This is a genomic window from Brevibacillus borstelensis (assembly GCF_037834415.1).
Lineage (GTDB): Bacteria > Bacillota > Bacilli > Brevibacillales > Brevibacillaceae > Brevibacillus > Brevibacillus borstelensis_A.
Window position 1 is genome coordinate 155,962 of sequence record NZ_JAUMSJ010000001.1, and the last position, 25,340, is coordinate 181,301.

Here is a 25,340-nt window from a genome sequence, read left to right on the forward strand (position 1 = left end):
TATGATAGATTTGTCAGTATCAATTGAACATAATCAATGACTCGTATAATTTTGGGAATTGGCCCATGAGTTTCTACCGGGTGACCGTAAATCGCCTGACTACGAGTGAACGAGCGACTGGGAGTTGCGTGATTCTTGCTTTTTCCCGTAGGAAAACCGCCTCTTGTTGTCGCTTGCACGTTTTCGTGACCCCTGAAGGATACGCCCGGAGGGACAGGTTTCACTTGGAGTCGGTTGCAAGACCGGCGGGTGGACTGTCTGATCCGGGCTTTTTTACTTCCACTTGGATGAAACGCGATAGGAGGAAATAGTGTGAAAGAATTGCAAGAGCGAATTATTCGGGACGGGCGAGCGCTGTCCGAAACTGTGTTAAAGGTGGATGCTTTTCTCAATCATCAGGTTGACGCGGAGCTGACGATGAAAATTGGTCAAGCATTTGCGGATCTCTTCCGATCGGAGAACGTGACCAAGGTCCTGACGGTGGAGGCGAGCGGCATTCATTTTGCTCTTGCAACTGCCTATGCACTGGGCGTCCCTTTCGTTTACGCGAAAAAGAAAAAAGCGGTGACGCTCTCTGACGACGTATACTCCGCTCCTGTCTATTCCTTTACTCGTCAAGAAAGCTATCAAATCAGCATCGCCAAGCAATACCTCAGCGCAGACGAGCGCGTTTTGATCGTCGACGATTTTTTGGCGACGGGAGCAGCTTTGGTCGGACTGACGCAGATCGCCGCGGATGCCGGCGCTCACCTCGTCGGAGTGGGAGCTGTGGTGGAAAAGAGCTTCCAGGAGGGAAGAGGACTGTTGGAAAAAGCGGGCGTCCGGGTCGAATCACTGGCACGGATCAAGTCGATGAAGCCGGGAGAAATTCACTTTGCAGAGTCTTCTCCCGTTCACACATCATAGAGAGCAGCACACTGAATGCACATTTCGGTGTTGGAATAATGAGCGATTTTACACTGTGAGGCGAGTCAAGCATCCTGCGCAGTCAAAAAAGGAGAGGAGTTACGTCCATGTTGTCCAAACAAAAAACGCTCACGCTGGGCATGCAGCATGTGCTGGCGATGTACGCCGGGGCTGTCATCGTTCCTCTGATCATCGGGGATGCGTTGAATCTGACCCCGACCCAGATTGCCTACCTGATCGCCGCTGACCTGTTTACCAGCGGGATTGCGACACTGCTGCAGGTGATCGGTACGCGCTACACCGGCATCAAGCTTCCTGTCGTTCTGGGCTGTACCTTCACGGCAGTCGGACCGATTATCGCCATTGCGTCATCCAGCAACCTGGCCACGGCCTACGGAGCCATTATTTTATCCGGTTTATTTGTCGTGCTGGCCGCTCCGCTCTTTGGCAAGCTGCTTCGGTTCTTTCCTACGGTCGTGCAAGGTTCGGTTGTTACGATTATCGGCTTGTCGCTGATTCCCGTCGCGATGAACAATGCGGCCGGAGGAGCGGGCAATCCCGATTTCGGGCATCCGCGCAACCTCCTCTTGGCACTGGGGACACTGGTCGTCATCCTGCTTGTCAATCGCCTGTTTACCGGCTTCATTCGCGCCATTTCGGTGCTGATTGGTCTTGCTGCGGGTACACTTGTCGCGTACTTTATGGGAATGGTCAGCTTTGAAAGCGTGGCGTCCGCTTCCTGGGTAAACGTCGTTCAGCCGTTTTATTTCGGCGTGCCTGAATTCAATATCGTTGCCATCGTGACGATGATTCTCGTCAATATCATCAGCATGGCGGAATCAACAGGGGTTTACTTTGCATTGGGCAAGATAACCGACAAGGAAGTGACGAAGCAGGATGTCGTCAAAGGGCTGCGCGGCGAAGGCGCGGCGATTATGCTCGGCGGCATTTTCAATGCGTTCCCGTATACGGCCTTCTCGCAAAACGTCGGTCTCGTCTCGCTGACCGGCATCAAAAGCCGCGACGTCATGATCGGGGCAGGCGGAATTCTCGTCGTGCTGGGGCTGTTGCCGAAGCTGGCTGCCCTGACGACGATCATTCCCGATCCGGTGCTCGGCGGAGCAATGATTGCGATGTTTGGAATGGTTGTCGCATCGGGCATTAACATCCTGTCCCGCGTGGATTTGCGTCAAAACGAAAACCTGTTGATCGCGGCATGCAGCATCGCCGTCGGGCTGGGGTCGGCAGCGGTGCCCTCGATGTTTGACCAATTGCCGAACATGCTGAAAATGCTGATGCAAAACGGGATTGTCACCGGTTCGCTGACCGCCGTCATACTGAATATCCTGCTCATTCACACGAAGAAAGAAAACCGCCAGCCTGTGAATGTCGCTACGACGGTTCCAGAGGTGTAACGGACAACGAAAAAGATCGGACTCGCGGATACAAAATACGAAGGGTGCCCCACTACGGTGAAACACGGGTGGGGCACCCTTTTTGAGGTGTGGATGATGCTTGCATTCGGACTGATCGGGTACTACATGAAAAAGTACGAATTCTCCCCGGCCTCTTTGATTTTGGGGTTGGTTCTGGGAAAAATGATGGAGGAAACCTTTCACTGGCAGCTCCTGATCACCGACGGAAACTTCGCTTCTTTTCTCACGCAGCCGCTATCAGCGGTCATCTTGCTGATGGCGGCAGTGTCGCTGTTGTATCCGCTGATTTCCAAATCCTTTTCGCTCGGACAAAACAAGCGGAAACCGCAGGTGACCGAAGCGAAGTAAACGGCTTTTATTCTGCCTGGACATGCCTATAAGTCATCAGCCAGCTCATCCAGGCACCGGATCACCGCTTCCGAGACCTCTTCCAGACGCAAGAAGGCTGCTTGCGCCTCCTCGCGTCCGCCTTCCTTTACATGGAAAAAGATGACGCGCACCAGCTCGTGAAACAGGCGATGCGGCTCTTCGAGCTTTCGGAAACTTTCCAGAGAGCCGAAAGAGCTGTTTTCTTTGGCCGCATCGTACCACGCTCCCAAGCGGCATTGGTGATGGTTGACGAGTTGATTTTCTTCGATCTGGTGATACCCGAGCATGTAGTTGTTGAGCCACCACTTCCACAGCAGGTGATCCGTCTTGACAATTCGCAGGTAGTGCTTGTCTCGTACGTAAGCGGCCTGGCTGACGCTCAGCTTGTGCATTTCGTTGACAGCTGCGCCGATGTCGTACACGTTTTTGCCGGCTGTGGAGACATTGGACGTGACCAGCTCCATGTTTTCCTGCACATGCGAAATACGCCTGGTAATGTCTGCCGTGGCGGCTGATTGCTCTTCCGCGATCGCGGCAATATGCCCCGTCGCCTGACTGACCAGTCCGATACTGTCCACGATCTCATGAAACAGCTGGATGGCCTTTTCTGTATGAGCTACTCTTTGGCCGATGTGCTCGGACATCCGGTCGGCAGTTTCCCCGACCAGCCTTGCTTCCGTCTGCACGTTTTGAATGGTGGCCGTAATTGACTGGACAGACGATTTGGTCTGTTCCGCCAATTTTCGCACCTCTCCGGCTACGACAGCGAAGCCTCGCCCGTGCTCGCCTGCCCGCGCCGCTTCGATGGAGGCGTTGAGCGCGAGCAGATTGGTCTGGTCGGCGACCGAGCGGATCATTTCCACCACCTGTGAGACCTCGTCGATCGATTTTTGCAGGCGGGCGATCTTGGCTTTCGTCTCGTAAAATTCCTCTGCCATAGCAAGAAAGCCTGTCAGGGAAGCGGAGATACTCTCCTTTCCCTGATCTGCCTGCTCCATGGCAGACATGGCGTTTTCCGCCACCTCGGCTGCCGACCGGGCCACTTTTTGGACGGAAAGGGAAAGCTCGTTGGCAGCGGTGCTGACGTTGCCGGCCTCGCTGGTAGTCGTTTCCAGCGTGTCGAGTACGAGCTTGATTTTATCGATCTGCATGACGAGCTCCAGTACATTGCCCAGCCGGTCTATCACCTTGAAGTCGTTGTCCGCCTGATACGATTCCAGCACGATTTGAGAGTCGAGGGTAATGATTTTGAGCAGCGCAAGAAGGGCGTCGGAAAGCTCTTGGGGCCGTTTGGCGTACGCGCTTGCGATCACCGGCACCAGCTGCTCGTAGACACGCAAATACGAGCCCATGTACCATTCGGGAGCCAGGCCGATTTTACTGTGAATGACACCGATTTTTTCCCGCCCGGCGAGATACTCCTCCGTCAGCTCTCCTGTGGCAAGCGTTTGCAGATAGCGGCGAAAAGAGGCAGAGAGCCGCTCGATTGTCGAGTTTTGGTCAATGATGGACAAAAGCTCGGGAAATTCGCCAAGCATTTGGTAGTGCCGGTCGGTAATGACAGGGGTTGCCTCCCGCAAGAGAGGCTGCAGACGGCGGACCATCTCCAGATCGTGTTTTGTAAGCCGCAAAAATTTCACTTTGTTCTTCATTCGTTCAGGGGATTCGACGTCATCAGCCTTGCCTGGGTTGTTGTTGATCGTGATCGAATTCGCATTGTTCCATAACATGGGAAATACCTCCGCTAGCGTAAAAATGACCTATTCCTCACAGGGGATAGGCCGGTTTTTTACAATGTTGTCTTCGAAGTTTTCATTTGGGGGAAAACAGCTGGTTTTTGTAGTTCTTTTGTACCAGTCTACCACGAATGATAGGCGGGAAAAAGGAAATTTCCCATGAATGGGAAGATTTTGCCTTCGATCGTTCCGGATGTCTGGTATTAATCAAAAAAAGTCATGTGCGGCTTTGTCTCCCGATAATAAGCTAGCCGATCCTCCCTGGTTCCGGTATGCAGCTCGAACTTGTGACCGTCCGGGTCCGTGAAGTAAATGGAGCGTTTGTCCCGTTCATCCCGTTCGCGCCCGGGCAGTATGGCTGCACCCGAAGCTAAGAGATGATCTTTCCACTCTTCGAACTGGTTCTCCTCCACTGAAAAGGCAATATGTGTGTACGAGTGGTAAATTTCATTCCGGGGGATGTCTGTCTCTTCGTTGAGTGCGAGCCATAGGCCGTTCAGGTCGAAATATGCCAGCTTTCTACCGCGGACAAGCAGCTTGGCTCCAAGCGCATCCTGATAAAAGCGGATGGAACGATCCAGGTCGGAAACAGAAAACAGCAGGTGATTGATGCCTTGCAGCTGCAACATGCGAATCACGCCTTTCCATTCGTTTTGCTTCCACTATTGTAGCGGGAAGACCTCCATGGAAGCAAAATTCCCCGGTTTTCCATGGCCGCGGAAACCCCGATGGCCCGTTATTCATTTGCAAAAAGCGCTTCGCCGCCAGGAAAACAGCCCAGCCTTTCCCGGGATGACAAACGAAAGGGCAGACCGCCACGGGTCTGCCCTTGTTGTCACGCTTGCTGTTTTTGCTGCTTGGACTGCGTCTGGATAGTCGATTGCACTTGGGATACCATTGTTTGCGCTTGCGCGATCTCTGTGGAAGCTTGCTTGAGCGCTTCTTCCGCCAATTGCGGATTGGCGGCGGATTGTTCAATCGCCTGCGTAATGAGCGTCTTGGCAAGAGTAGCCGATACCTCCGCCTTTTTCAATTGATCGGTGTTGATTTGTGCCGACACGAATACCATACCTCCTCATTTGTCTTCATCGTCTCATTTAGATTGTCCGTTCAAAGGAAAATTATGTAGACTGGCAGCAGCCCAACCGCACAAAGAGGCAGATGCATACCCTTTTAGCAGGAGGTGTTGCGGGTGAACGAAGCATGGATGAGGGCGATCGCAAGGGCTGAGGATTCTTTTTGGACGATTGTCTTTTCGGCTAGAAAGCGCGTAGGAGAAAGGGGAGTCTTGCTGCCGAAGCGGTTTGATTCCAAGGCGAAAATCAGGCGGTATTTGCAAAAAAGCATGTCCCCCTGCCTGGCGGAGCGAGTGATCCGAAATTTGCAGCTGAGGAGGATTCGGGGACGTTTAGCCGTACCGGTAGGAGACGGAATTGGAGCTCCGCCGATTCTCAAAAAGAAATTGCTCTCCCGCGGAAAAGGCGGGGTGACGATCGCTGTCTGGTTCGGTTTTGATAAGGACGACATATTTTTCCGGGTGTATCAATTGCGACGCAACGCGAAGGGAAAGTGGATTGTGTACGGACGCCATCCGCTGGATTATCCGTTCAATCGGTATTTTCGGAGGCTTCTGACGGGCTGTTGTTCTCCCTGTGTCAGGTGTGCATAGGATCAGCAGCAGCTTCCCGCTGATACGGGTACCTGCCTGTGCGGGGGCAAAAAACGGGCGTCTTCCCGGAGACAAGGGAAGAAAAGAAGGGAGGAGGTGATAAAGATTGTACTTGCTTTTTTTGATAAAAACCTGTATATTATTGAATTGTCGCCAAGCTGCGACAAAATCAGACAAGATGTGCCCTTAGCTCAGCTGGATAGAGCGTTTGACTACGAATCAAAAGGTCGGGAGTTCGAATCTCTCAGGGCACGCCACTTTATCCCCAATATGTCTGGACGCATCATCGCTTTTTGGGGAGCGAACATTTCGATTTATTCGGGAAGTAGCTCAGCTTGGTAGAGTACTTGGCTTGGGACCAAGGGGTCGCAGGTTCGAATCCTGTCTTCCCGACCATGAGAATTTCATACGTGCCGGTATGGCGGAATTGGCAGACGCGCGCGACTCAAAATCGTGAGGGAAACCGTGGGGGTTCAAGTCCCTCTACCGGCACCATACAACATTCAACAACGATGATGTTCTTTGGGATTAAAACCTAAAGGACTTTTTTATTTTTACAACTGTCAAACACTCACTCAATTTGATCAGTTCAAAAGGATTGCTTAATCTGGTTATAAGTCTAATTGGATGTTGATTCATCTCTCTTTATTTGGTAAAGTATATATTGATAATAATAATCATTATCGATATGATCGGTGGAAGGATTGTACGCCGCTGGAGATATCTTGCATCACGAAGGAAAGCTTCATTTGATCGCAGGTGCGTTCCAGGATGCTGCGAATACAGTGAATAAAGCAAAACAATATATTGCACCTGATGCGAGAGCATAGGGAATGGTTTCTTCCCATAACGAATTATTTGCACAGAAAAACCGTGAGATCATGAAGCATTTATCTACGACGTAAGAAGAGGAGAGATGCAGGCTATGAAACGATTATATACAGAAAAATTAGACATCGCGTATTCCGACCGTTTCATTGTGGAGAATTTGAATTTGTCGATTCCAGAAGGTAAGATTACGGCGCTTGTCGGCGCGAATGGCTCGGGAAAATCAACGATTCTGAAAGCAATGGCACGGATGATGAGGCCGAATGGCGGAACCGTATTTCTGGATGGGAAGTCGATTCATAGTCAGCCGACCAAAGACGTCGCCAAGCAGCTTGCGATTTTGCCGCAAAACCCGGTTGCCCCCGATGGCTTGACCGTATCCGAGCTGATTTCCTATGGCCGATTCCCGCATCAGAAGGGATTCGGTTCGCTCTCCAAACAGGACAAGGAGATCATTCAATGGGCTGTCCAGGTGACCGGAATGGGAGCTTTCAGCGATCGACCGGTGGATCAGCTGTCCGGTGGTCAACGGCAGCGGGCCTGGATCGCCATGGCGCTTGCACAGGGAACCAACATGCTGTTTCTGGACGAACCGACAACATATCTTGATATGGCTCACCAGCTTGAGGTGCTTAAGCTGCTGCAGCAGTTAAATAGTGAACAGCAGCGAACCATTGTCATGGTCGTTCACGACCTGAATCATGCTACCCGATTTGCCCAGCATATGGTAGCGATCAAGCAGGGAACCATCGTAAGTGAAGGGGCCCCTGAAGAAGTGATGACGCAGGAAGTTTTACGTGAAGTGTTCGGAATCGAAGCAGATATTATCCCTGATCCGCGAACGGGAGTGCCGCTATGTTTGCCATTCGAGCTTGCCCCATCCGAAACGGGTCCAAACATAGAGCAGCCTCTTGCGATGCCTTCGAGGAAAGAAGCTTCTGCCTAAGGAAAGTCTCAATTTCTTCTAAAACGGCTCCTACGAGTACAATGTTACTGGTAGGAGCCGTTTTCTTGTGAAAGGAATGGAGAATCATGAAAGGGACGGATAATATGCCAAATGTGTTTGATGTAGCAGATGTTCAGTATTTTTCTAATGATGCCTGCATCATTCCCGTTACCGGACGGGAACAACGCATTTTTCTTATAGCGAACGGAAGTGCAAGATTTTATTTTCCGCCTGCCATGGATCAATTGGAGAAAGGAGAACTGTATGTGCTTCCCCCTGGCTCTGATGAAGGGTTGATTGAACCCATGACCAATTCGGCATCCATTTACTGTGTCGTATTTTCCTCTGCCAGAGCTTTCAGGGAGGGGGATCAATGGCAGATTGCGGATACTCCCCTGCCCCTGCAAGGGAGAATTCATGTTCATCCTTGTTCGATCATCCTTCACCGGATGAAGGAGCTTTATCATTGCTTCCGAAAGTCTTCAGATAAGTCTGCTTTGCTGCAGCTAAGCTTTATGGAGTTTTTGCAAGCGTTCCTGTCAAGCTTGTCCCGAAGCGCAGGTCAACCCGATCCCGGGGCTCATCTGCGGCATGTGCTGGAACATATGGACAAACACTTTGCAGAGCCATTTCAGGTAGAGAAGATAGCGCGTGCCTCTGGAATGACGCCAAGCGTTTTTTATCATAAATTCAAAAAACATACTTCCCTAAGTCCTCAGCAGTATATTACGCAAAAAAGAATAGATAAAGCATGCCAGCTGCTGGCAACCGAAGATGTCAAAGTTGGCGATGTAGCGCAAATCGTCGGATATCAAGATGTCGGCTACTTCAGCCGGACATTCAAAAAAACAACAGGAGTCGCGCCTGTCCACTATGCGAAATCCCTGAGAAGAAGAATAGCGGTGCTTCATCCTACGATTTGGGAGAATCTCCTGGCGCTTAAGGTTCCGGCCGAAAGTCTTGTTCCGTTCTGGAACCAGCATGATCAGAAGTCCCCCTACATGCGGATCAGGGCAGAAGGCTTCGATCTGAATCGACTGCGCAAGATCAGGCCTGATATGATCATTGGAACAAATAAGGATACGTTATGGCTTGAATATTTCGCTGAAATCGCGCCTGCCCGGTTATTGACGCTTAAGCCGGCCTCCTGGCGCGACCATTTGATGGAAATTGCAGCAATCATCGGGATTGAGGAGGTAGCGGAGCGATGGCTGATCCAGTTCGATCAGAAAGTCGCCGCAGCGCAAGAACGGATTTTTCAAAAAATCCGCTACGAAACCGTACTGGCCGCCAGAGTATCGAAGGATGGAATCAGAGTGTTTGGAGCCAACCGGCGCAAAATCGGCAAGTTCTTATACGGTGATCTGCAAATGAATGCGCCTGCCGATACGTATCGCTTCTCATTCACAGATCTTGGTACACTGAAGGAGTTGAACGGTTTCCAGGCAGACCATATCCTGCTTTTTCATGATGGATGCCAGAGCGGTTACGATGAAGCTTCCCTGAACGGGAATGTCCATCATACCAAAGTTTATCCCTGGTTCCATTATTCTGCATTAGGTCACGAACATATGCTGAGCGAAGCGCTTGCGCATTTTTCCGATTAGGCGGCCGGAGAAATGTACAACAAAATAAATAGGATTCTCCATATCATTTTTAATGGATTATTGTACAATTGTGTTGATAATGAATATCAATATCAGTAAAAAGAGGGGAGAAAAGATGATTGTAATTCACTCATTGATATTGACGGAGGATTGGCATACCGATGAGCCCATCGCAGACATTGCTCCATGAAACACCGATCCGAACTCGTCCGTGGGCAGCAACCGCTATTATTTTCGCGGGCCTGCTCGCCATTGTGTTCGGTATCGGCGCTTCCATTGTTACGGGAGTGGCTAATATTTCGTTTAGTACCGTCTGGTATTCGATCGTTGCTTATGACGCAAGTAACGACCATCATGTGATAATCCAGCAGCTGCGCATGCCGCGAGCGCTGGCTGGCGTGCTGGTGGGGGCGGCATTTGCCGTGGCCGGGGCTATCATGCAGGGAATGACGCGAAATCCGATTGCCGATACGGGCTTGTTGGGGATTAACGCAGGAGCAGGCTTTGTCATCGTGCTGGTGTTCGCATTTGTACCCTGGCTGCCCTTTAAGTTTATTATTCTATTCTCTTTTCTGGGGGCCGGGCTGGGTGCATTGCTTGTATACGGCATTGCCTTCATGTCGAGAGGCGGGTTATCTCCGCTGAAGCTGGTGCTGGCCGGAGCCGTCGTCGGTTCGCTCATTACAGGAGTGAGCCAGGCTTTGTCGCTGCTTTTTCAGATTCATTATGACTTGGCCTTCTGGTCAGCGGGCGGCATCTCGACCGCAGAATGGTTTCAGGTTTCCGTCATGCTGCCGTGGATTATCGGAGGGTTGATTGCAGCCATGCTGATCTCTCGGTCCATTACAGTGCTAAGCCTGGGAGAGGATGTCGCTGCAGGCCTCGGTCAGCGGACTCGTCTGGTTAAAGGCATAGGCACCGTTGTCGTTATGGTGCTGGCCGGAGCTTCCGTATCCACGGTCGGGGGAGTTGGCTTTATCGGCCTAATCATTCCTCATATGGTCCGCTTTTTGGTCGGCGTTGATTATCGCTGGATTATTCCTTGTTCTGCCATTATGGGCGGAACGCTGGTCGTGTTCGCCGACATCGGCGCCAAACTGATCGCTCTGCCGTATGAGACGCCGCTTGGCGCTATTATTGCCGTATTGGGTGTTCCCTTTTTCCTTTACCTGGCTCGCAAGGAAAGGAGGGAGCTATAGTGGAGGACGACCTGTTTTCATATAAAAAGAGAAATCGCAGCATCCTGCTGATTGCCCTGTTTGCGGCATTATTAATGGTTGGTTTTGTCATCAGCCTGAATACAGGGCGCTATAGTATTAAGCCGCTTGCGGTACTGCAGACCCTGTTGGGAGACGGATCGAAAAAACAAAATATCGTACTGTTCGATCTGCGCCTGCCAAGGATGGTCATCGCTGTTTTGATGGGGGCGGGGCTAGCTGTATCGGGAGCTGTCCTGCAAGGGATTTCGCGCAACGGATTATCCGATCCCGGTATTCTGGGAATTAACTCCGGTGCGGGCCTCGCCGTCCTGCTGTTTGTGTCATTCTATCCAGCCACAAGTGTTGCGCCCCCATTCCTGATGCCTTTTTTGGCCATGGTTGGCGCTGGGTTGACCGCCGGATTGATCTATATTCTTTCCTATAAAAAAGGACACGGCATTTCTCCCACTCGGCTTCTATTGACCGGGATTGCGACGGGGGCGGGGCTGAGCGCGATCAGCATCATATTGACCCTGCAGTTAAATCCCCGCAACCTCGAATTTGTCGTCACTTGGCAAATGGGATCGCTGTGGGGATCGAACTGGAAGTTTGTTTTGGCACTGCTGCCTTGGATTGTAATCCTGCTGCCTTTTGTATATTGGAAATCGAAAGTAATGAACATCCTTGGCATGAATGAGCAAATCGCGGGAAGCCTTGGGGTAAAGATTCAACGGGAGCGTCTCGTGCTCATGGCTGCAGCGGTTGGCTTGGCCGCATCCAGTGTAGCTGTCGGCGGCGGAGTCGGCTTTGTCGGGTTGCTCGGTCCGCATATTGCACGAAGGCTGGTTGGTCCGCAGCATCAATATATGCTGCCCATTACGGCAACAGTTGGCGCATTGCTGGTACTAACGGGAGATACGATTGGCCGAAGCTTTATGGAGTACACGGAAGTTCCAGCAGGTGTGATCATTTCCCTATTAGGCGGTCCTTATTTTATTTATTTGTTGATGAAATCCAGATAACGCGCAGCATGGAAAGCTATTTTCATATCACTCTAAAGAAACGCACTGGGCTTTTAAGACGGTAGAACCATTTCTTTTGTCAATTTATCAGAAAGGGAGTTTACATACGAATGCAAATATCCAAACTGTTCGCAGGTTTACTTGCTGTTCTAATAATTTCGTTTGTATTAACGGCTTGCGGTGGAGGGAATGAAAATACCGCAGGAAAGGATGGAACACCGCGGGTGTCAGAAGCACCGGAACAACAACAGGCAGAGATTCAACCGTTTCCGCGCAAAATACAACATGTGATGGGAGAACTCGAACTGAAGAAAAAACCCGAACGAATCGCCAGTGTCGATATTATGGCGACGGACTATCTGCTCGTTCTGGATGAAACGCCGATCGTTTCTGAAGGCTTTGGAACGAAAGAGAAGTCCCCGATTTTTGCGAAATACGCGGAAGGAAAAAATGTCGTCGATCTGGGCAGCAAAACAAACCTGGAAACATTGCTGGAGATGGACCCGGATCTGATTGTCATCAGCAGTACGGGGAAGGCAGACAGATTCGAAGAGTTTAACAAAATGGCGGATACCGTTGTTATCGATTATTCGCTGGATGCCCCGGGGCGTCTGATGAAATTCGCGGAACTTCTGGGCAAGGAAGACAAGGCGAAAGAAGTGATCGCCGACTTTAAGAGGCTGAAAGAAGAAGCAAAAGCTGCGGCAGCCAAGCATCAAGGAGAGACGGTATTATTTCTAATATCCAACGGGAAAGATTTTACCGTTATCCACCCGACAAACTTTCCGATATTTTATGAGGAAGTAGGTTTGGAATCGGTGAAAGGCTTGCCTGAAGAGGGCAAAATCGGCGGACGAATCGGGATTGAAGCCTTGAACGAATTCGGTGCCGATCATATCTTTATTGCCGAAAACCGCAGGCAGATGAATCCGGATGACCCGCAGGGATTGGTTAATATTTGGACGGATAACCCGGTGTGGAAAAATCTTAAAGCCGTAAAGAACAACCAGGTCTATTCTGTTGACACGTTGGTTGGCGATACATTTTTCCTCGGACAGATTGCAGGACTCGAAGCGATCAAGGAGCATCTTGGGAAATGAAGACAACGGAATATTTTCCTGTCGCTCAAATTATCCGGGAGCGACGGTCCATCAAGAAGTTCAAACCGGATCCTGTTTCTGAAGAATTGATTTGTGAGCTGTTAAATGTTGCGGTCTGGGCGCCAAATCATCGGATTCGCGAACCATGGCGATTCACATTATTTGTTGGTGAAGGGAAAAAAACAGTCGTTGAAGCTATTATTCATAATGCAGTCAAGCGCCGTGATCCGGACATGCTTATGAAAGTTCCAGCCTATTTGGCGGTTAGCGTTCGGGAGGACGAACGGCAGCGGGAGTGGGACGAAGATGTCTTCGCCTGTGCCGCATTGATACAAAATTTTCAATTGGCTGCATGGGAACGGGGGTTAGGCGCCGTCTGGCTTACCGAGCCGTTCACCTATCAGCCAGGATTCAGGCAGAGCATAGGCGTGAAGCCGGACGAAAAATTGATTGGATTGCTGCAAATCGGCTATCCAGAAGTAATTCCACCTGCAGTACAGCGAACACCGGCTGAAGAAAAGCTGACGGTTATACGTGATTCGACGAATTCGTAATTCAACGGTTCGACTAGAATAGGTTAGGTGGTCAATGATTTCCCGGTTAAACAAGTCCATGAGCAAGCAAATATAGTGCCATTTGTTTGCGACCCGAACATACGTTAAGTCACTCACAACGGCTTTCAGCGGTTCTTCTTTCGTAAACTTACGGTCCAGCTCGTTCTGGATCGGCGAATCGTTACATGACGACACATGCATACAGTTTATACTAGAAAAACCCGTGAAAAACCTTGATTTTACAAGGCTTTTCGCGGGTTTTAAATTCTTCTTCCTTGACTTCATTTCCACATGTGTTATAATAACGCTCGAGACTTGAAATCGTGAGGGAAACCGTGGGGGGGGTCAAGTCCCTCTATCGGCACCAATACATATTGTTTGCAAGGTGGGAAACAGCGGCTAAACTCCTGTTTCTCATCTTTTTTTGTTTTCGCATCCCTCCCGTTCCCGGCCCGGCTTCAGGGCGGCAGGCTCGATTTTTGTCGATTTTTGCCAATACTTCTTCCATGAACGCTGGCAACATTTTTTGTCTGGAGCGCAATACCCGCTTGATATAGTCCTTCTCTAATCTCTTCAAGTATGTTGGCGGCACCTTCTTGATCGCTTTGCTTACATCCTGGGAGGATAAAGCCTGGATTTTTTCAATCATTTTCGAAACGGCAGCGCGGTTTTCCGATGTGAAGCGTTTTAAGCCGGCAGGAACCCGCAGCTTCGTTTTTCTTCTGTTGGTACGGGGAAAGAGGGTATCGCTTGCCTGCGATCGCTTTGCTCTTTTGGCCTTCCACTTCTCTGGCGATCCAAACAGAGCGAGACCGTGATCAATCAAGTACCAACGGTAGCGGTCTTCAGGCTGATCCCGGTACAGGATCAGGTTTCGGTTGGTCCGATCCGGGTTCATGATCCACGCGTCGAAAACGGCAAGCTGGGCCAAAAGCTCTGACTGCTGCACATGCCGCTCCGGGTTCTGATGAACCTCTGGCGAAGCCTTTTTCCACGGAATGACTTCACGGGCCGTCGCACGCAAGGATACGATTCCTCGTGGTCGTCTCCCCTTTGGTCCTTTCACGGAGATTTCTTTTACCCCGGCTGCGGGGAGCCCGACAAGCCCGGCAAGCTCCGCTGCTATATATTCGTTTGCGAGCAAGATGCGGTAGTTTTTCCACTGTTTAGTGACCGGAAACTTAAAGTACCCCTTTGTTCCCGCGCGGTCTTTCACGATCCATATTTCTCTTCCGAATCTGCTGCGAAAAACTTTCTTGAATTTCCATTTCCTTCTTCCCACAATGGTCCTCCTAATTAAGCGAGTTTCCTACAGTGTATGTTCTGCAAGCTCAATTGGAGGGGGATAATTAATTGGAGGGGGAAAATGAAGAAAGGCGGCCAAAGGGGCCGCCCGAAATGAGTTATAACCAGCCAAATGCACGTACAGCCTGCGCTGTCGCAAATGTAACCGCAATGGCGATGAACAGCGGGATGACTGCCGAAAGTACCGTCCATTTGACGCTTTTCGTCTCTTTGTAAATATTGTACAGCGTAGTTCCGCAAGGGTAGTGCAGCAGTGAAAACAGCATCATGTTGAGCGCCGTGAGCCAGGTCCAGCCATGTGCCAGGAAAATATCCTTGATGTTTGCCGTGCTTTCCAGATCGACCATCGCTCCGGAAGAGAGATAGCCCATCAAAAGAATCGGCAGGACGATTTCATTGGCAGGCAAGCCGAGCAGAAAGGCCATGATGATATAGCCGTCCAGCCCGAGCGCATGGGCAAATGGATCGAAAAAGGAGGCCATGTGCGCAAGGATGCTGGCATCCCCTACGGTGATGTTGCCCAGGATCCAGGTGATGATCCCTGCCGGTGCCGCGACAATAATCGCCCGGTTGAGAACGCTCAGCGATTTGTCCTTGGAGGCGAGAAGCACCGTCTTCAGGATTTGCGGCCTGCGAAACGGCGGCAGCTCCAGCGTATAATGCGTCGGTACCCCGCGCAGCGCAGTCTTGGACAAGATCCAGGAGACGCCCAGAGTCACGATGATGCCGAGCAGTACCATTCCCATCAGCACCAGAGCCGTCACAAGCGTGTTGTACTGGCTGGCGACGCCAGCAGCCATGAAGAGGGAAGCCAGCAGGATCAGGGTAGGCCATCTGCCGTTGCAGGGAACGAAATTGTTGGTCAGGATGGCAATCATTCTCTCGCGGGGCGACTCGATAATGCGTGTCGACAGGATAGCAGCGGCATTGCAGCCAAATCCCATGGACATCGTGAGGGCCTGCTTCCCGTGTCCGCCCGAGCTTTTGAACAAACGGTCCATGTTAAAGGCTACCCGCGGTAAATATCCAAAATTTTCCAATAAAGCGAAGATCGGAAAGAAAATCGCCATCGGCGGCAGCATGACGGATACGACCCAGGAAGTGCCCCGATACAGTCCCAGAACCAATACTCCGTACAGCCAATCCGGCGCATGAACGGCCTCAAATCCGGCAGTCAGATAGTCTTCCAGCGTGCCGAACAGAGAGGCAAGCATGGAGGAGGGGACGTTGGCCCCGGCGATCGTCAACCAGAAGATCACTCCGAGAATGGCCAGCATAATAGGGAAGCCCCAAATGGGAGACGTTACGATCCGATCCAGGCGATAGGTCTGTTCCAGTCTTTTTTTGTCTTCATATGTTACGGCTTCCTGGCAGATGGAATGAGTCGCTTTGTAAATGTCGCCGACGATCTCGTCGCGGATCGACTCGCCGTTTGCCAGTCTTTGGGCCATAGCGAGAAGCGCATCCAGAGAGTCCGGTTTTTCAGTGGCAAGAGGCGTTCCCAAACTGCATCACCTCCCTGGCTTCAACAACCGGGATGCTGGCTGGGGCCTTCAGCGTGGCGATGAGATCCGTATCTCCGTCAAGCAAGCGAAGCGCTACCCACCGCGGAGGGAATCGGTTTCCCAAAATGCGGACAACGTGAGGCTCCAGCGCCTTGATTTTCTCCTCGATTTCCTGACTGTACTCGATCTGTGCTGGCTTCGGGATCAGCTTTCCTGACGCGACCTGGTCCACTTTCTCAAGCAGGACGTCGATCCCGATCTTTTTCCGGGCCGAGATGGTTACAACCGGAACTCCCAGCCGCTCCTGGAGCTTTGCCACATCGATCCGAACGCCCAAACGCATGGCTTCGTCGATCAGATTGATGCAGATGACGACCCGGTTGGTCATTTCCATTACCTGCAGCGCCAGATTGAGGTTCCGTTCCAGCGAAGTCGCGTCCAGGACGACAACAGTCACGTCCGGATTCTCCAGAATAATATAGTTTCGCGCCACTTCTTCGTCAGTGGAGTTGGAATACAGCGAATACGTACCGGGAAGGTCAATGATCCGGTAAGCTTGGCCCTCGTACTCAAAATGACCGGCTGCCATCGTGACGGTTTTGCCGGCCCAGTTTCCCGTGTGCTGGGACAATCCGGTCAGGGCGTTGAACAGCGTGCTTTTCCCTGTGTTCGGATTTCCTGCCAGGGCAATCGTTCTTTCCATCATGTGATTACACCTCCAGCAATTCTGCGTAGATCATACTGCTTTCCTCTTTTCTGAGGGCAATCGTTGTATTGTTAACGCGAAAGGCAGTCGGGTCTCCGAGCGGGCTTTTCTGCAGGACTTCTACCACGTTGCCAGGCACAAATCCCAGATCGAGCAATCTTCTTCGCAGTACGCCGGTGACCTCCAGCTTCGTCAAGCGAAGCTTGGTGCCGGTTTTCGCGTCCAGTAAACGGATTGGTGTTGACATGCTCACTCTCGCCTGCCTCCTTGTCGCTCACTGCAAATAGCTCCTTGCTTATTACATATGAGCAATCATCGATATGTTTCTTTCGTGAATTTAGTATAGACCAATAATTTTCGCTTAGCAACAAAAAGTTTACCTCATGCAACTTTTCGGTTGAGCTGTTTTTTCGTATGCTCAAGTGTGATAGGTCCGGCCGACATACCGGGCCGATTCATTGACTGAATCGTCGCGGACGACACCTTGCGTGAATTTTGCTATACTGGCTGAAGAGGGTTTATTGATGAGGGTGGTGTGTTGGATGAGCCAAAGCGATATGCAGGAAGCATGCGATGATACATGCCAAGGGTCGGAGGCATTGGACGCCGCAAGACTTGAGGATAAAATGATAGATGATCAAACGGCGGTTGAACTGGCCGATCTCTTCCGCGCACTGGGAGATCCGACGCGGGTCAAAATCATTTACGCGCTGCTGCAGCAGGAATTGTGCGTCCACGATATCTCTACGGCATTGGGAATGGGACAGTCCGCGGTATCCCATCAGCTGCGTTATTTGAGGAATTTGCGCATACTCAAGAGGCGCAAGGTGGGCAAGACGGTGTTTTACTCTTTGGATGATGATCACATGGAACAAATTTTTGTTCAGACACTTCAGCATCTGAAGCACGAATAAGGCAGATCGAAAAGGTTTTGACAAAAACTCGGTATTCACCGGGTTTTTTTATTGGGAAAGAAGGCATTGTCAAACAGGAGAAGATGCAGGTATATCGCATCTTTCAGCCGAAAAAGCGACCAGCCCATTTTTGCAAAATATTCTTAGGAAGAAAAAAGGGTGTTGACTTTTCGATCTATGGAAAAATATGATAAGGGTGAGATTTAAATATGAACAATTAATCATATGTTGGGGTGTTGGAGATGTCCAGAAAACCCGGTTGTTGTGAGTCCATCGTTGAGCAAGAGACGCTCGTAGAGGCAGCCTCAAACGGAAGCGAAGCCATCCCGGCCTTACAGCATGCCTCATGCTGCAGTTCGCACAGTCATTCCCACGGTCAGCACGATGGGCATCATCATATGCACGATGAGGAAAATGGTCCGGATCACCTGATGCCATTGGCGGAGGTTCAGGGCGACGGACGACGAACAATCTATCGGATAAGCGGGATGGATTGCGCCGACTGTGCCCGCGGTCTGGAGAAAAAGGTAGGGGCGCTCGCGTCCGTCTCTCAAGTAGTCGTCAATTTCGGCGCGGCAAAAATGACCGTGCTGCACGAGCAGGGCGCCGAGGAGGCGATCGTCCGGACGGTCAAACAGGCCGGCTATGACGCCGTGCTTGAGAAAGACAAGAAGCAACTGGAAAACAAGAGCTTCTGGCAGCAGAACAAGAAGGCGTGGACGACACTGATCTCAGGCTCCGTCTTTTTGGTGGCGTGGGTGCTTGATCTGTGGGCCGGCATGCCGGAGAGCGTCACCACCTGGCTATATGCGGCGACGATTGTGATCGGCGGTTTTCGCATTGCCAAAAGCGGCCTGTACGGTTTGAAGTCCAGGACACTCGGCATCGACTTTTTGATGACGATCGCCGTTCTTGGCGCTGCGGCTATCGGCGAATGGGCGGAAGGTGCGGCTGTCGTCTTCCTGTTCTCACTCGGGGAGACCCTCGAGGCTTATACGATGGACCGTACCCGCCATTCTCTCCGCAGTCTGATGAAGCTGGCTCCGGAGGAAGCGACCGTCGTGCGGGAAGGGCGAGAGGTGAGGGTCCCCGTCGAGTCGATCCATGTCGGTGAAATGATCCTCGTCAAGCCGGGCGACAAGATCGCGATGGACGGTACTGTCGTCGAGGGCGGGTCTACGGTCAATCAGGCGCCAATCACGGGAGAATCCGTTCCCGTCGAAAAGAACGTGGGCGACGATGTGTTTGCCGGTACGATCAATGAGGAGGGCGCGCTCAAAATCAAGGTCACCAGGCGATTCGAGGAGAATACCTTGTCCAAGATCGTCCACCTGGTAGAAGAAGCCCAGGCGCAAAAGGCTCCGTCGCAACGGTTTGTGGATGTGTTTTCGCAGTATTACACGCCGGCGGTGATCGTGATTGCCGCGTTGATCGCGATCGTTCCTCCCTTGTTCCTGCAGCAGCCGTTCGAGCTTTGGTTTTACCGGGCATTGATGATGCTCGTCGTGGCTTGCCCGTGCGCGCTGGTGATTTCCACGCCTGTTTCCATCGTCTCGGCGATCGGCAACGCAGCCAGACACGGCATTTTGATCAAAGGCGGGGTTCATCTCGAACGACTCGGGGCGATCAACACCATCGCTTTTGATAAAACAGGCACACTTACGGTCGGGACCCCCGAAGTGACGACGGTCATTCCCTTGGAGGGAAGAGACGAGGGAGAAGTTCTGACGATTGCGGCTTCCCTGGAAGCGATGTCGCAGCACCCCTTGGCAAAAGCGATCTTGCGGCGGGCAAAGCAAATCGGAGCCAGGCCTATGCCAGTCACCGGCTTTGCGTCTGTGACCGGACGGGGTGTGAAAGCGACCGTAAATGGCACCGACTACTATCTGGGCAACCCTCGCTGGTTTCAAGATGAGCTTCAAATAGCGCTTGACTCGGTACAGGAGCAAATCGCGGAGTGCCAGAAAAAAGGCCAGACACTGATGCTGCTTGGTACAGGAGAGAAGGCTATTGCCCTCATCGGCTTGGCGGACCAGCTGCGGAAGGAGAGCGCTTCGGTCGTTGCCAAACTGCGGGAGCTCGGCGTGAAGCAGGTAGCGATGCTGACCGGAGACAACAAAGGGACGGCGAGTGCCGTGGCCGAGCGATTGGGTCTGACCGATTGCAAGGCAGAACTGCTCCCCGCCGACAAGCTCTCCGCGATTCAGCAGTGGCAGTCCACCTCGAAGGGAGTAGCCATGGTGGGGGATGGAGTCAACGACGCTCCGGCTCTCGCTGCGGCCACAGTGGGGATCGCGATGGGCGGAGCCGGCTCCGACACGGCGATGGAGACCGCGGATATCACGCTGATGGCGGATGATTTGTCCAAGCTGCCTTACGCCATTGGCCTCAGCAGGCGGACGCTTCGCATCATCAAGCAGAACATCGCGTTTTCCCTGCTCGTCAAGGTCGTGTTTCTGCTGATGATTCTGCTCGGCTACTCGACACTGTGGATGGCGGTGCTCGCCGACACGGGGAGTTCGCTGATCGTGATCGCCAACGGCATGCGGCTTCTCCGTTCAAAGAATGGAGGGTAACGCCGCTTTTGCCCATAAAACACTTGTAAAAGCGAGTTCTTCTTGCCGGGCATATTGCACATTTTCATACGATGAAAGGCAATCTCCAAAACCAAAAGCCACCTTCCTGAAACACAGGGGTGGCTTTTGATTATGCAAGGGAATCGATTATACGCCTGCCAGGCGATCGCAAAACGCTTTGGCGTAAGCCGGCAGATCGGGCGGACGTCTGCTGGAAACGAGATGTCCGTCTACAACGACCGGTTCATCCAGCCAAATCGCGCCCGCGTTTTCCATATCGTCGCGAATGCCCGGCGTCGAGGTGACCTTGCGACCTTCCAGGATTTTGGCGGAAATCAAGACCCATCCCGCGTGGCAGATCTGTCCGATCGGCTTTTCCCGTTCATTCATGCGGCGTACAAAGGCGAGCACTTCGGGATAACGCCTCAGCTTGTCGGGCGCCCAGCCGCCAGGTACCAATAGACCGTCGTAGTCGTCAATGAGTACGTCTGCAAACCCGAGATCGGCTTTTGCAGGCACGCCGTACTTGCCCGTGTAGCTTTTGCCGCCGACCGAGCCAGCCAGGTGGACGATCCCGCCTTCTTCCTGCACTCTGTAGATGGGGTACCACAATTCCAAATCCTCGAATTCCTCATCAACCAGGCATAAAATCTTTTTGCCGGAAAGCCGCATAACCATACCTCCCCCATACGATGTATCTGTAAGCCATTATACATGAAATCGAGATCGGCCTGCGCTGTTCTTTGAAAGCTTTCGTCAGCCGGAAAATGGGGGAGGTCAGTCCCTCTCCTGACCGGAGCCTTCATTTTTCCAAGGCGGATCGCCGTATTGATGCAGCTTTTGGGACGCCTTGTAAAGCAGCCACGGGATCAAGATGGTCAAAATTGCCCCGAAAAGCGTCAAATACGGCGGCAGAGTACCAAGCAGCTTTCTGAACATAAACCGATCCTCCTAGCGGATTTCCGTCCTGTTAACCGAACCTCCGTTGCGGATGTAGACAACGGCTTTCACTTCTATATCGCTGGAAGCAAACAGATTTCGGCCGTGATCCCAATCTTCTTTGATTTGCTTCCAAAGCCCGGGATGTGTTTGCTTTATATGAGTTCCCAGCCCCAACACGTCTGTTTTCATTTGCTTTTGAGCTTTGCGGATGGCATCCCGGGCAAGTCTTTCGATTTCCGCCGCAACGGTCTTTTGGAGATTGTCTATGATGCGCTGTTCCATAAAGTCAAGGCGCTCAAATGACTCGGCGATTACGCCCTCGCACTCGATGAAGACCTGAAAGCGTAAATGTTTTTTGTCCCTTATGTCGGTCTGAATAGACCGCTTCGTCCCTTTAATATTAAAGATAACGAGGTTGTCTCTCACCTTCGTTTTCAGGAGGCCACCTTGTACGTTGCCCGTGAGAAAGTTTAAGCCCTCCGTCTCCTCCTCGCCGAGAAAGCCGATCAACCGGTTTCCCTGCCCTTGAAATACGGCTGCCCCTGCCACCTTTACTTCATTGTTGGCGGCTACGATCCGGGGGAGGACAAAACTGAACTCGTTGATCATGTCTTCATATACTTCGCCCAATGGCACCTCGGGAATCATGCGCGCATTTTGGTTTGTATTTTCCGCGACGGAGTTGATATAGAGAGAAGGGAGCTTTTCCGTTTTGGGCCTCACCTCCAGGACAGGCTTGGCCTTTCCTTTGGCGATCAAAACTTTGCTGCTCCTCCTCATCTCAGGGTCGCGCAAAAAATAATCGAGCACATCCGCAAATGTATTGGGTGATCTCGCCACTTCTTCAGAGACGATGACTACCTTGAGATGCTGGTAAAACGGCGAGCGGCTCGTTCGGACAGCCAATTCACGCGATATTTCATACAGAGAGTCGCCTTCGGACGTAAGGTTCTGGAACGAATCGCTCGTGCTGCTCTGGCTGCCGCTCCCGCCTTGCGAGGCGGAAACAAGTCCTCCAGGCACCACGAATTGATGCGTGACGAGATACCGCCGCTTTCCTTTGGGTTTGTCGGGGGCTTCCCTTTCCGTCTGCTTTTCTGTCTCCTTGGAAGCCGGTAAGTCAATCCCTACGCCGATGACAAAGCCGCGTTCCTCGATTTGTACCTGGTCCCAGCAGCCCGAGAGAAAGGAGACGGATAATACAGCTGTCAAAAGGCGGACCCAGCTTTTATTCATCCCCACGCACTCCCCTCCATTTGGCGATCAGCAAGAGAAGAAGCGGGACCAGGTACGTGATGAATATTCCAAAATAGACGAGCTGGTCCCCCAAGGAGAAAAATTGCACCAGATTTTGCGGCCAGAGCGAGATCATGTAGACCAGAGGGGAGATGACCAAAATCCAGGTGATCTTCCTGACCTTCCGAAATATCGACCCCAGGTTGAAAATGGCCAGATCGAAAAAGACCGTGCAGGAATTGAAAATTGTCATGATCCAGATCGTGAAAAAGAGTGATTCCATGCGTTCGATAAACCCTCCGGGTACCTCGACTTCCTTTGCCAGTTCAATCGTCGGGTAGGTCAAATTCTTGACTACATCCGTGGAAAATACGCCAATGACAAAGATGTAGATGGTCAGGTACAGGAATATGGGGATCAAGAGCCCTTTTACAACGGCCTTGGGTGCGTCCTGGGCCCGAGCCATCAGCAGGGTGTAAAAAAGGACGACCTCGTAGCCGGAGAACGATAGATTGACCTCTTTCGAGCCTAGCAAAAGGGCTCCCAATCCGGTGGTAAAAAGCGGTCTGATGTTGTCGAGTTCCAGAATCTGGACGGTGTATAGCTGCACGAAAAAAATGATCAAAAGCACAATCGGAAAAAACAGCATGTTCAGTCTCAGCAGGGCCATCCGTGAACCGGCCACCGCATATTGCACGATCAGCAAGAACGCGAGCGTAATCATCTCGACGGGAGTATTTGTAAACAGATACTGCTTGGCGATATTGCCGAGAGCCCTGACTTCAAAAGAAACAAACAGCATGAAATATACGCCGACGAGAAAAGTAATTACCCGAGCGACAGGCCGGGTTACGATCAGCGACGTATACTCAAAAAATGTATGCGCAGGAAAACGGCTGGCCAATTTGCCGAGCAGCCAGCCGACCACCGATGCGAAGAGACCGGAGATGAGTACGGAGATCCACCCGTCGATCGAACCAGTCTTTTCCGCCAATGTCCGGGGGAATGTGAGGATGCCCACCCCGATGACGATATTGGCGACAATAAACACCATTTCTTTTTGTCCAATCTTTTGATCCGCGTAGGGTAAGGTGTTCATTGCGATTTCCCTGCTTTCATGCGGGTTTTGTCTTTAGTTTGCAGCATGTCCGGCCGTTTTTTGAAGAAAGTGACAGGAGCCCGCAAAATATAGTCCTTCCAATCCGAAACAAGCTGCGGCGCAAGCGGTGTCAGGTAGGGCACGCCTATGCTGGTCAGATTGATCAGGTGGGTAACCATGAGAATAAATGCCAGAACCACGCCGTAGAGTCCAAACATGGCGGCGGCAAACATGGCGCCGAAACGGATCATCCGAAAAGCGATGGCGAGATTGTAGGAGGGGATGGCAAAGGATGCGATGGCCGTAATCGCCACGACAATGACCATGACCGGACTGACGATCCCGGCGGAAACGGCCGCTTCGCCAATGACAAGCCCTCCGACGATGCCTACCGTTTGTCCGATCGGCTTGGGCAGACGCAAACCCGCTTCCTGAAGCAGTTCCATGGTGGTGACCATGATCAGCGATTCGACGACTGCCGGAAAGGGAACGCCGTCCCTGGTGGCGGCGATGGAAAAGGCGAGATCGGAAGGAATCAGTCCGGGATGAAAGGTAACCAGCGCGATGTAGAGGGCCGGAGAAAAGATAGCCAGGAAGGAGGCCACGTAACGAAGCAAACGCGCCAGAGAGCCGACCATCCACCGTTCGTAAAAATCCTCGGGAGAATGGAGCAGGACGCCCATTGTCACCGGGGCCAAAAGCACAATCGGCGTGCCGTCCAGGATAATGGCCACCCGCCCCTGAAACAAGCCCGATGCGACTTTGTCCGGCCGCTCCGTGTATTGCACTTGCGGAAACGGCGACAAAAAATTATCCTCGATCCACTGCTCGATGAAGCCGGATTCCTCCACCTGGTCGATGTCGATGGTGGCGATGCGCCGTTTTATTTCGCCCACGATATTGGGATTGGCGATGTCTTCGATGTACGCGATGATCAGGTCTGATTTGCTCCGTTGTCCCACGTGAGTGGCGTCGAAGCGAAGCTTGGGATCCCTCACGCGCCGGCGGATGCGGACTGTATTGTCCCTGATGTTTTCGTTGAAGCCGTCGCGAGGTCCGCGTACGAGACCTTCGGAAACAGGTTCTTCGATCCCCCGCGTCTCCCAGCCCCTGCTGTCAATCAAAATAGTTTTATTGGAACCGTCGACGAAAAAGGCGGTGTCTCCCACCAGCATCGCGTCCAGTACTTCCTCCATGGTGCTTCCGGTTTTTACTTCGATAATCGACAACACTTCGTCTAGCATAAAGGTCATGATGTCTTCATCGGAAGCGGGGATAGCTTTGCCGGCGGGAGACATCAGCAGCTGTATGTGTTTAACCACCTTGTCGTGAACGAGATCGGTGTCAACCAGTCCATCGATACAGGCCACAGCACATGCCCGTCCGCTATTGTCAATGAGGAATGGACGGATAATCAGGTCTTGCGGGTTTCCGAGGAGCTGTTTGATGGTATCGAGATTTTCCTGCAAGTGCAGGGAGAGTGGACTTTTATTGGAAGCTTGTTGATCAGTTTGGCTGCCTCTTTGCTGTCGAGACGTTAGCGTTTTGTTTTTCCATTCCTCCCATACCCTGCGAAACAATCCGAAGCTCCCCCCCCAACAGGAAAAATGTGAAAGTCCTTATTGGGATTTTTTCCATTTCAAAGGAAAGTATGCGGCACTTACACGGGAAGGGGATTGCTTTTC

Annotated in this window: 24 protein-coding genes, 3 tRNA genes, 2 pseudogenes and 1 riboswitch; of the genes and pseudogenes, 16 read left to right on the forward strand and 13 right to left on the reverse strand. The window is 51.8% G+C overall.

The window, feature by feature from the left end:
* The first annotated feature begins 21 nt into the window (after positions 1-21).
* Positions 22-122, forward strand: a riboswitch (purine riboswitch).
* A gap of 190 nt (positions 123-312) precedes the next feature.
* The 3 genes from Q3F21_RS00715 (at position 313) to Q3F21_RS00725 (ending at position 2,690) form a co-directional block, all read left to right on the forward strand.
* Positions 313-906 carry a xanthine phosphoribosyltransferase gene (locus Q3F21_RS00715; protein WP_340249115.1) on the forward strand — a complete coding sequence of 198 codons (594 nt, stop codon included), beginning with the start codon at positions 313-315 and terminating at the stop codon, positions 904-906.
* Between the two features lie 107 nt (positions 907-1,013).
* Positions 1,014-2,321 (forward strand): nucleobase:cation symporter-2 family protein, encoded by a 1,308-nt coding sequence (locus Q3F21_RS00720; protein ID WP_340249118.1) that lies wholly within the window; start codon positions 1,014-1,016, stop codon positions 2,319-2,321.
* Positions 2,322-2,378: 57 nt separating this feature from the next.
* Positions 2,379-2,690 (forward strand): hypothetical protein, encoded by a 312-nt coding sequence (locus Q3F21_RS00725; protein WP_340249120.1) that lies wholly within the window; start codon positions 2,379-2,381, stop codon positions 2,688-2,690.
* Between the two features lie 26 nt (positions 2,691-2,716).
* On the opposite strand, the gene Q3F21_RS00730 is transcribed toward Q3F21_RS00725, so the two are convergent.
* The 3 genes from Q3F21_RS00730 to Q3F21_RS00740 all read right to left on the reverse strand — a co-directional run bounded on the left by Q3F21_RS00730 (position 2,717) and on the right by Q3F21_RS00740 (position 5,507).
* Positions 2,717-4,441 (reverse strand): protoglobin domain-containing protein, encoded by a 1,725-nt coding sequence (locus tag Q3F21_RS00730; protein ID WP_340249122.1) that lies wholly within the window; start codon positions 4,439-4,441, stop codon positions 2,717-2,719.
* Between the two features lie 209 nt (positions 4,442-4,650).
* Positions 4,651-5,076 carry a metallothiol transferase FosB gene (gene fosB / locus Q3F21_RS00735; RefSeq protein ID WP_340249124.1) on the reverse strand — a complete coding sequence of 142 codons (426 nt, stop codon included), beginning with the start codon at positions 5,074-5,076 and terminating at the stop codon, positions 4,651-4,653.
* Positions 5,077-5,282: 206 nt separating this feature from the next.
* Positions 5,283-5,507: a hypothetical protein gene (locus tag Q3F21_RS00740; protein WP_340249126.1), complete on the reverse strand. Its 225-nt coding sequence runs from the start codon at positions 5,505-5,507 to the stop codon at positions 5,283-5,285.
* Between the two features lie 132 nt (positions 5,508-5,639).
* Here Q3F21_RS00740 and Q3F21_RS00745 point away from each other — a divergent pair, with 132 nt between their 5' ends.
* From Q3F21_RS00745 to Q3F21_RS00795, 11 genes and pseudogenes are all read left to right on the forward strand, one after another.
* Positions 5,640-6,116, forward strand: a complete 477-nt coding sequence (locus Q3F21_RS00745) for a hypothetical protein (RefSeq protein WP_340249128.1) — start codon at positions 5,640-5,642, stop codon at positions 6,114-6,116.
* Between the two features lie 180 nt (positions 6,117-6,296).
* A tRNA-Arg gene (locus tag Q3F21_RS00750) sits at positions 6,297-6,373 on the forward strand.
* 62 nt (positions 6,374-6,435) lie between these two features.
* Positions 6,436-6,512: transfer RNA gene (locus Q3F21_RS00755), tRNA-Pro, on the forward strand.
* A gap of 16 nt (positions 6,513-6,528) precedes the next feature.
* A tRNA-Leu gene (locus Q3F21_RS00760) sits at positions 6,529-6,611 on the forward strand.
* Positions 6,612-6,808: 197 nt separating this feature from the next.
* Positions 6,809-7,021: pseudogene (locus Q3F21_RS00765) on the forward strand (thioredoxin reductase); the annotation flags it as partial.
* A gap of 20 nt (positions 7,022-7,041) precedes the next feature.
* Positions 7,042-7,890, forward strand: a complete 849-nt coding sequence (locus tag Q3F21_RS00770; RefSeq protein WP_340249129.1) for an ABC transporter ATP-binding protein — start codon at positions 7,042-7,044, stop codon at positions 7,888-7,890.
* Positions 7,891-7,976: 86 nt separating this feature from the next.
* Positions 7,977-9,497, forward strand: a complete 1,521-nt coding sequence (locus Q3F21_RS00775; RefSeq protein WP_340249132.1) for an AraC family transcriptional regulator — start codon at positions 7,977-7,979, stop codon at positions 9,495-9,497.
* Positions 9,498-9,658: 161 nt separating this feature from the next.
* Positions 9,659-10,696: a FecCD family ABC transporter permease gene (locus tag Q3F21_RS00780; protein ID WP_340249134.1), complete on the forward strand. Its 1,038-nt coding sequence runs from the start codon at positions 9,659-9,661 to the stop codon at positions 10,694-10,696.
* Entirely contained in the window at positions 10,696-11,718 is a 1,023-nt protein-coding gene (locus Q3F21_RS00785) for a FecCD family ABC transporter permease (protein ID WP_340249136.1), read from the forward strand. The genes Q3F21_RS00780 and Q3F21_RS00785 overlap by 1 nt, the downstream gene beginning before the upstream one ends.
* A 224-nt stretch (positions 11,719-11,942) precedes the next feature.
* Positions 11,943-12,818 (forward strand): ABC transporter substrate-binding protein, encoded by an 876-nt coding sequence (locus Q3F21_RS00790; protein WP_340249139.1) that lies wholly within the window; start codon positions 11,943-11,945, stop codon positions 12,816-12,818.
* Entirely contained in the window at positions 12,815-13,372 is a 558-nt protein-coding gene (locus Q3F21_RS00795; protein WP_340249141.1) for a nitroreductase family protein, read from the forward strand. Before Q3F21_RS00790 ends, Q3F21_RS00795 begins: the two co-directional genes overlap by 4 nt.
* 27 nt (positions 13,373-13,399) lie before the next feature.
* On the opposite strand, the pseudogene Q3F21_RS00800 reads toward Q3F21_RS00795, so the two are convergent.
* From Q3F21_RS00800 to Q3F21_RS00820, 5 genes and pseudogenes are all read right to left on the reverse strand, one after another.
* A pseudogene (locus Q3F21_RS00800) lies at positions 13,400-13,537 on the reverse strand (IS3 family transposase); the annotation flags it as partial.
* A 190-nt stretch (positions 13,538-13,727) separates the two neighbouring features.
* A complete protein-coding gene (locus Q3F21_RS00805) occupies positions 13,728-14,588 on the reverse strand; it encodes a HipA family kinase (protein ID WP_340249144.1) in 861 nt (286 codons plus the stop codon).
* Between the two features lie 187 nt (positions 14,589-14,775).
* Positions 14,776-16,182, reverse strand: coding sequence for a nucleoside recognition domain-containing protein (locus Q3F21_RS00810; RefSeq protein ID WP_340249146.1), 1,407 nt, complete (start codon positions 16,180-16,182; stop codon positions 14,776-14,778).
* Positions 16,160-16,888 carry a FeoB small GTPase domain-containing protein gene (locus tag Q3F21_RS00815; RefSeq protein ID WP_340249148.1) on the reverse strand — a complete coding sequence of 243 codons (729 nt, stop codon included), beginning with the start codon at positions 16,886-16,888 and terminating at the stop codon, positions 16,160-16,162. The genes Q3F21_RS00810 and Q3F21_RS00815 overlap by 23 nt, the downstream gene beginning before the upstream one ends.
* Positions 16,889-16,892: 4 nt before the next feature.
* Complete coding sequence (locus Q3F21_RS00820) at positions 16,893-17,135, reverse strand: FeoA family protein (RefSeq protein ID WP_340249590.1); 243 nt, start codon at positions 17,133-17,135, stop codon at positions 16,893-16,895.
* Between the two features lie 295 nt (positions 17,136-17,430).
* On the opposite strand from Q3F21_RS00820, the gene Q3F21_RS00825 reads away from it, so the two are divergent.
* Together Q3F21_RS00825 and Q3F21_RS00830 are read left to right on the forward strand one after the other, a co-directional pair.
* The gene (locus tag Q3F21_RS00825; RefSeq protein ID WP_340249151.1) at positions 17,431-17,802 is read left to right on the forward strand and encodes a metalloregulator ArsR/SmtB family transcription factor; all 372 of its coding nucleotides are present in this window, start codon (positions 17,431-17,433) and stop codon (positions 17,800-17,802) included.
* A gap of 431 nt (positions 17,803-18,233) precedes the next feature.
* Positions 18,234-20,378 (forward strand): heavy metal translocating P-type ATPase, encoded by a 2,145-nt coding sequence (locus Q3F21_RS00830; RefSeq protein WP_340249591.1) that lies wholly within the window; start codon positions 18,234-18,236, stop codon positions 20,376-20,378.
* A 147-nt stretch (positions 20,379-20,525) separates the two neighbouring features.
* On the opposite strand, the gene Q3F21_RS00835 is transcribed toward Q3F21_RS00830, so the two are convergent.
* The 5 genes from Q3F21_RS00835 to Q3F21_RS00855 form a co-directional block, all read right to left on the reverse strand.
* Entirely contained in the window at positions 20,526-21,050 is a 525-nt protein-coding gene (locus Q3F21_RS00835) for a DJ-1/PfpI/YhbO family deglycase/protease (protein ID WP_340249153.1), read from the reverse strand.
* 105 nt (positions 21,051-21,155) lie between these two features.
* Positions 21,156-21,317, reverse strand: coding sequence for a hypothetical protein (locus Q3F21_RS00840; RefSeq protein WP_340249156.1), 162 nt, complete (start codon positions 21,315-21,317; stop codon positions 21,156-21,158).
* A 12-nt stretch (positions 21,318-21,329) separates the two neighbouring features.
* On the reverse strand, positions 21,330-22,556 hold the full coding sequence (locus tag Q3F21_RS00845) for a Ger(x)C family spore germination protein (protein ID WP_340249159.1): 1,227 nt from the start codon (positions 22,554-22,556) through the stop codon (positions 21,330-21,332).
* Positions 22,549-23,655 (reverse strand): endospore germination permease, encoded by a 1,107-nt coding sequence (locus Q3F21_RS00850; RefSeq protein ID WP_340249162.1) that lies wholly within the window; start codon positions 23,653-23,655, stop codon positions 22,549-22,551. Before Q3F21_RS00850 ends, Q3F21_RS00845 begins: the two co-directional genes overlap by 8 nt.
* Positions 23,652-25,235, reverse strand: coding sequence for a spore germination protein (locus Q3F21_RS00855; protein ID WP_340249164.1), 1,584 nt, complete (start codon positions 25,233-25,235; stop codon positions 23,652-23,654). Before Q3F21_RS00855 ends, Q3F21_RS00850 begins: the two co-directional genes overlap by 4 nt.
* Positions 25,236-25,340: the final 105 nt, after the last annotated feature.